Below are 6,024 nucleotides of genomic sequence, written 5' to 3'. Positions count from 1 at the left end.
TCGACCTTACTTTTCGACCTTACTTTTCGACAAAGGCCCGCTCGATGACGTAATCGCCCGGCTCGCCCATGCGCGGCGAGATGGCAAATCCGAGTTCGTCGAGCAGCTCGCTGGTCTCCTCGAGCATCGCCGGGCTGCCGCAGATCATGGCCCGGTCCTGTTTCGGATCCAGCGGCGGCAGGCCGGTATCCTCGACCAGCTTGCCACTGCGGATATGGTCGGTCAGACGGCCCATGGTATGAAATTCCTCACGGGTCACCGTCGGGTAGTAGACCAGCTTGTCGCGAATCTCGTCGCCCAGGTACTCGTGTGCCGGCAGCTCCTTGGAGATGAAGTCCGCATAGGCCAGTTCGCTGACGGTACGCACGCCGTGGATCAGCACGACCTTCTCGTAACGCTCGTAAACCTCGGGATCCTGGATCAGGCTCATGAACGGCGCAAGGCCAGTGCCAGTGGAGAGCATGTAGAGATTGCGCCCCGGCAGCAGATCGTCGCAGACCAGCGTACCCGTGGGCTTGCGGCTGACCATGATCTGGTCGCCGACCTTGAGATGCTGCAGGCGCGACGTCAGCGGACCGTCCTGGACCTTGATGCTGAAGAACTCCAGGTGGTCTTCGTAATTGGGGCTGGCGACGGAGTAGGCACGCACCAACGGCTTGCCGTTCACTTCCAGGCCGATCATCACGAACTGCCCGTTCTTGAAGCGCAGGCTGCGCTCACGCGTGGTCCGGAAGCTGAACAGGGTGTCGTTCCAGTGGTGAACGCTCAAGACTTCTTCCAGCGCAAATTTGCTCATGACCGGCTCCTTGCGATGACGTTAATCAATAATAGCGAAAAGGCATAAACGGGATGCCGAGTAGATGTGACGACTATAAGAAAGCGTAGGTATTCTGTTAAGTGGATTATTTGGATATCCTATATCCATAAAATCGATAAGGGCCGCAACTCATGCGCTACACCCTGCGACAGCTCGAGGTTTTCGTGGCGATTGCCCAGCATCAGAGCGTATCTCGGGCCGCGCAGACTCTGTCGATGTCGCAGTCGGCAACGAGTACCGCGTTGGCGGAACTGGAAAGACAGTTCGACTGCCAACTGCTGGATCGGCTCGGCAAGCGCCTCAAGCTGAATGCGCTGGGCTTTCAACTGCTGCCCAAGGCGGTCGCGCTACTGGATCGCGGCGAGGAGATCGAGGAACTGCTGCAGGGCCAGAGCGGTATCAGCTCGCTGGAGGTGGGCGCGACGCTGACGATCGGCAATTACCTGGCGACACTGTTGATCAGCGATTTCATGCAGCGCTACCCGGAAAGCCGGGTCCGGCTGCACGTCCGCAACACCGCCTCCATCGTCGAGCGCATCGCGCTGCATGAGCTGGACCTGGGCCTGATCGAGGGTGACTGCCAGCACGACGACATCGTCATTCAGCCGTGGATCGATGACGACCTGACCGTGTTCTGCTCGCCACGCCACCCGCTGGCCGCCGAGGGCAGCGCCGATATCGAACGGCTGCTGCGCGAGGCGTGGATCATGCGCGAAGTGGGTTCAGGCACGCGTCGGACGCTGGAACATGCCATGCGTCACCGCCGAGGGCGTTTCAATATTCTGCTCGAACTGGAGCATACCGAAGGGATCAAGCGCGCCGTGGAGTCCGGTCTCGGCATCGGCTGCGTCTCTCGCCTGGCGCTGAGAGACGCTTTCCGACGCGGCAGCCTGGTGCCGATCGCGACACCGGAGCTGGATCTTTCCCGCCGCTTCGCCTTCATCTGGCATCGTCAGAAATACCTGACGACCGGCATGCGCGAGTTCCTGCGCCTGTGTCGCGAGATGACAACCGGCATTCAGCGCAGCGACGAGATCGACCTGCCGACGATCCCCTGACAGAGAGTCATCGTCGGCCCTGATCGAGGATCAATCGAGCTTGCTGATGATCTCGTCCTCGTTGGCTTTCGAGAGGTCCTTGTCGAGCGTCTGGACCACGCAGTCGAGCGTTGGCTTGTCGAGCTTGTCGCGCAGATGGCCCAGGAACTGTGGCGCGGCAATCAACACGAACTTGTCGGCCTTGCCCTGGGTTCTCGCTTTGCGCAGGTAGCCGGCGACCTCCTTGGCGAAAAACATCGCCTGTTTCTCCGAGGTGGCATTGTCGTTGCCGGTTTGACGCTGACTGGGCCCGGAAGTGACCGCCCCCTCGCCTCCCGTGCGCAGATCCCCCGTATGCAGCCGGGACTCCGGATGCGTCAGTGTCTCGATTTCACGCAGCACCCGAGCCTCCAGGGCGAAGATACGCGCGCGGGATGCGTCGGCAGCAACAACGAAGGTCTTGTCCATGATCACTCTCTCCTGTTCCGTGGATCGTGATCCAAGCTTGGTAGAGATTCCTTCATCGCTCAACCTTCAGGCCTACAGAAACGACTTCGCCCCGCAGGTGCGGGGCGAAGTCGCCAAGACCGAACGTCGGTCGATCATTCCACAGGCGGAATCCAGGCAATCATGTCCACCTCGACATCGGCACCGCCGGCGAGGCCGGTGACACCGATGCAGGTTCGCGTTGGCAGCGGGTCCGCAAAATAGCTGGCGTAGACACCGTTCACCTCCTCGAAGTGCCCCATGTTGGTGATGAAGACACGGCTCTGGACCACATGCTCGAAGCTGGTGCCGGCGGCTTCCAGAACGATCGCCAGATTCTGCATCACCCGGTGCGTCTGCTCGGTGAACGTGCCCAGCAGCATCTCGTTGGTCTCCGGCACCGTCGGCATCTGGCCGGTGATGAAGACCAGCTCCCCCACCTTGCAGGCGTGGGAGAACGGTGCGATCGGCTGCGGGGCGCCGCTGACGAAAAGTTTTTCGATACCCATCTGATCTATCCTCAATGCCCCAGAATCTGGCTCAGGAACAGCTGGGTTCGCTCGGAGCGCGGGTTGTTGAAGAACTCATGCGGCGGCGCTTCTTCGATAATCTGCCCCTGGTCCATGAAGATCACCCGATCGGCGACGGTCTTGGCGAAGCCCATCTCATGGGTGACGCAGAGCATCGTCATGCCTTCGTGGGCAAGCTCGATCATGACGTCGAGCACTTCCTTGATCATCTCCGGATCGAGCGCCGAAGTCGGCTCGTCGAACAGCATCACCTCCGGGCGCATGCAGAGCGCCCGGGCGATCGCCACCCGCTGCTGCTGCCCCCCCGAGAGCTGGCCGGGATATTTCAGCGCCTGGTTGGCGATCTGAACCCGCTCCAGATATTCCATCGCGGTCTTCTCCGCCTCGGCACGCGGTTTCTTCTGTACCCAGATCTGAGATAGGCAGCAGTTCTCGAGCACGGTCAGGTGCGGGAACAGATTGAAGTGCTGGAAGACCATGCCGACGTTGCGGCGGATCTGCTCGATCCGCTTGACGTCGTTGGTCATCGGTACGCCGTTGACCACGATAGAGCCCTGCTGGTGCTCCTCGAGGTGATTGATGCAGCGGATCATCGTCGACTTGCCCGAGCCGGAAGGGCCGCAGATGACGATCCGCTCGCCCTTGGTCACGGTCAGGTTGATGTCGCGCAGCACATGGAAACTGCCGTACCACTTGTTGAGATGATCGATTTCGATCATCGGTCGGTCGCTGCCGGACGCGGTTGTCTGAGACGCTGTCGCTTCGCTCATGGCAATGATTTCCTGATGACAATCTTGTTATGGGAGTGCGTGAAGGCGTAGTCGCTGGCCGCACTCACCGTTTATGTCCGGTGTTCAGACGTCGCTCGATGTACAGGCTGTAGCGGGACATGCTGAAGCAGAATATCCAGTAGACGGCCGCCGCAAAGACATAGCCTTCCGTGGAAAAGCCCAGCCAGTTGGAGTCGGTGAGGCCGGCGCGAATGATCGCCAGCAGATCGAAAAGGCCGATGATCAGCACCAGCGACGTATCCTTGAACAGCGCGATAAAGGTATTGACGATCCCCGGGATCACCAGCTTGAGTGCCTGCGGCAGTACGATCAGGCCGGTTCTCTGCCAGTAGTTCAGACCCAGCGCCTGGCCCGCTTCCGTCTGCCCCTTGCCGATCGCCTGGAGGCCGCTGCGGATCACCTCCGCCATGTAGGCGCTCCAGAAGAACATGATCCCGATCAGTGCACGCAGCAGCTTGTCGAAATCGAGATTCCCGGGCACGAACAGGGGCAGCATGACCGAGGCCATGAACAGTACCGTGATCAACGGAACGCCGCGCCAGAACTCGATGAAAATCACGCAGATGCCTTTGACGAACGGCATCTTGGAGCGTCGACCGAGGGCCAGAATGATCCCCAGCGGTAGCGAACCGACGATGCCCAGCACGGCGATCGTCAGCGTCAGCATCAGGCCACCCCAGGCGCGCGTCGGCACGTACTCGAGCCCGAACGAGCCCCCCACCAGCAGGAAGTAGGCGATGATCGGCAGACCGATAAGCGCAAACAGCGCCACCCACTTCTTGTAGGGAAGCTTGGGGACCGCCAGCCAGGCGACCAGGATCGCCAACAGCGCGAACACGATGTCGACGCGCCAACGCGCGGCTTCCGGATAGAAGCCGTAGATGATGGATTCGAAGCGCGCCGAGATGAACACCCAGCAGGCGCCCTGGCCGGTACAAGCGTCCCGCGTGGTACCGATCCAGTCAGCGTCGATCACCGCCCATTCGAGGAACGGCCAGATCAGTCGTGCCAGCAGGTAGATGACGACGATCGAGACGATACTGTTGATAGGGCCGTTGAACAGATTGGCTCGAAACCAGCCGATCACACCCCGACGCTGGTCAGGCGCATCACGCGCTTCGATCATTTCAGTGCGGAAGGTAGAGTCAGTCGTCATCTCAACGCTCCTTCAGCAGCGTGCGCGCGTTATAGAGATTCATCAAAAACGAGACCGTCAGGCTGATGACCAGATAGACCGCCATGGTCATGGCGATGATCTCGATCGCCTGCCCGGTCTGGTTCAGCGTGGTACCGGCGAATACCGCGACGAGATCGGGATAGCCGATGGCGGTCGCCAGTGACGAGTTCTTGATCAGATTGAGATACTGGCTGGTCATCTGCGGGATGATCACGCGCATCGCCTGAGGAATGACGACCTTGCGCAGCGTGATCGCCTCCGGCAGGCTCAGCGAGCGTGCGGCTTCCGTCTGACCGTGAGAGACCGACAGAATGCCCGAGCGCACGATCTCGGCGATGAACGCCGCCGTGTAGATCGACAGCGCCAGCCACAGCGCCAGCAATTCCGGCAGGATGTTGATACCGCCGCGGAAGTTGAAGCCCGCCATTTCCGGCAGCGTCCATTCGAGCGGTGACCCGGTAGCCAGGAAGACGATCAGCGGCAGCCCGACGATGATCGTCAGGCCGATCCAGTAGACGGGAAGCGACTTGCCCGTGCTCGCTTGGCGACGCTTGGCGAACACGCCGAACAGGATCGTGACGACGACGGCAACCAGCAGTGCCCAGGGCGTGGCGGCAAAGCCATCCAGCGGCTGCGGGTCGGGCATCACCATGCCCCGCACGTTGAAGAAGAAGGCGTCGAACAGCGACAGACTCTGTCGTGGCGACGGGAGGGCCCGCAGTACGGCGTAGTACCAGAACAGGATCTGAACCAGCAGCGGGATATTGCGGAAGGTTTCGACGTAGATCGTCGCCAGACGCGCCAGCAGCCAGTTGGGCGACAGGCGCGCGATTCCGACCAGAAACCCGATGATCGTGGCGGCGACGATACCCAGCGCCGACACCAGCAGCGTATTGAGCAGGCCGATGACGAAGGTTCTGCCATAGGTACTGTCGCTGGTGTACTCGATCAGCGTCTGTGGAATCGAGAAGCCGGCTCGCCCCTCCAGAAAGCCGAAACCGGTATGAATACCACGGGCTTCCAGGTTGAGCAGCGTGTTGTGAACCAGATAACCGATGAAAGCCGCCAGTACCAGAAACAGCACGGCCTGAACGATCAGGGCGCGTATGGCGGGGTTCCGCCACAAGGGCCCGTGCCCCCGTCGCGGTAAGGTAGTGGATGGACGCAGCATGAGTTGTCTCTACTC

Annotated in this window: 7 protein-coding genes; 1 reads left to right on the top strand and 6 read right to left on the bottom strand. The window is 60.8% G+C overall.

Annotated features, from left to right (window positions below):
- Positions 1-19: 19 nt before the first annotated feature.
- A complete protein-coding gene (locus tag DOM45_RS15975) occupies positions 20-796 on the bottom strand; it encodes a ferredoxin--NADP reductase (protein WP_110602074.1) in 777 nt (258 codons plus the stop codon).
- Positions 797-948: 152 nt separating this feature from the next.
- On the opposite strand from DOM45_RS15975, the gene DOM45_RS15970 reads away from it, so the two are divergent.
- Entirely contained in the window at positions 949-1,875 is a 927-nt protein-coding gene (locus DOM45_RS15970) for a LysR family transcriptional regulator (protein WP_110602073.1), read from the top strand.
- A gap of 30 nt (positions 1,876-1,905) precedes the next feature.
- Here DOM45_RS15970 and DOM45_RS15965 read toward each other — a convergent pair whose 3' ends face one another.
- From DOM45_RS15965 to DOM45_RS15945, 5 genes are all read right to left on the bottom strand, one after another.
- A complete protein-coding gene (locus DOM45_RS15965; RefSeq protein ID WP_110602071.1) occupies positions 1,906-2,322 on the bottom strand; it encodes a baeRF12 domain-containing protein in 417 nt (138 codons plus the stop codon).
- A 134-nt stretch (positions 2,323-2,456) separates the two neighbouring features.
- A complete protein-coding gene (locus DOM45_RS15960; RefSeq protein WP_240612429.1) occupies positions 2,457-2,849 on the bottom strand; it encodes a RidA family protein in 393 nt (130 codons plus the stop codon).
- Positions 2,850-2,860: 11 nt separating this feature from the next.
- Entirely contained in the window at positions 2,861-3,589 is a 729-nt protein-coding gene (locus DOM45_RS15955) for an amino acid ABC transporter ATP-binding protein (protein WP_110602129.1), read from the bottom strand.
- A gap of 115 nt (positions 3,590-3,704) precedes the next feature.
- On the bottom strand, positions 3,705-4,817 hold the full coding sequence (locus tag DOM45_RS15950) for an amino acid ABC transporter permease (protein WP_110602069.1): 1,113 nt from the start codon (positions 4,815-4,817) through the stop codon (positions 3,705-3,707).
- Between the two features lies 1 nt (position 4,818).
- Positions 4,819-6,009, bottom strand: a complete 1,191-nt coding sequence (locus DOM45_RS15945; protein ID WP_110602067.1) for an amino acid ABC transporter permease — start codon at positions 6,007-6,009, stop codon at positions 4,819-4,821.
- Positions 6,010-6,024: the final 15 nt, after the last annotated feature.

The organism is Salinicola lusitanus, assembly GCF_003206045.1.
GTDB classification, from domain to species: domain Bacteria; phylum Pseudomonadota; class Gammaproteobacteria; order Pseudomonadales; family Halomonadaceae; genus Salinicola; species Salinicola lusitanus.
Note: the sequence above shows the minus strand (reverse complement) of the source record. Positions and strands in the feature narration are given on the sequence as shown.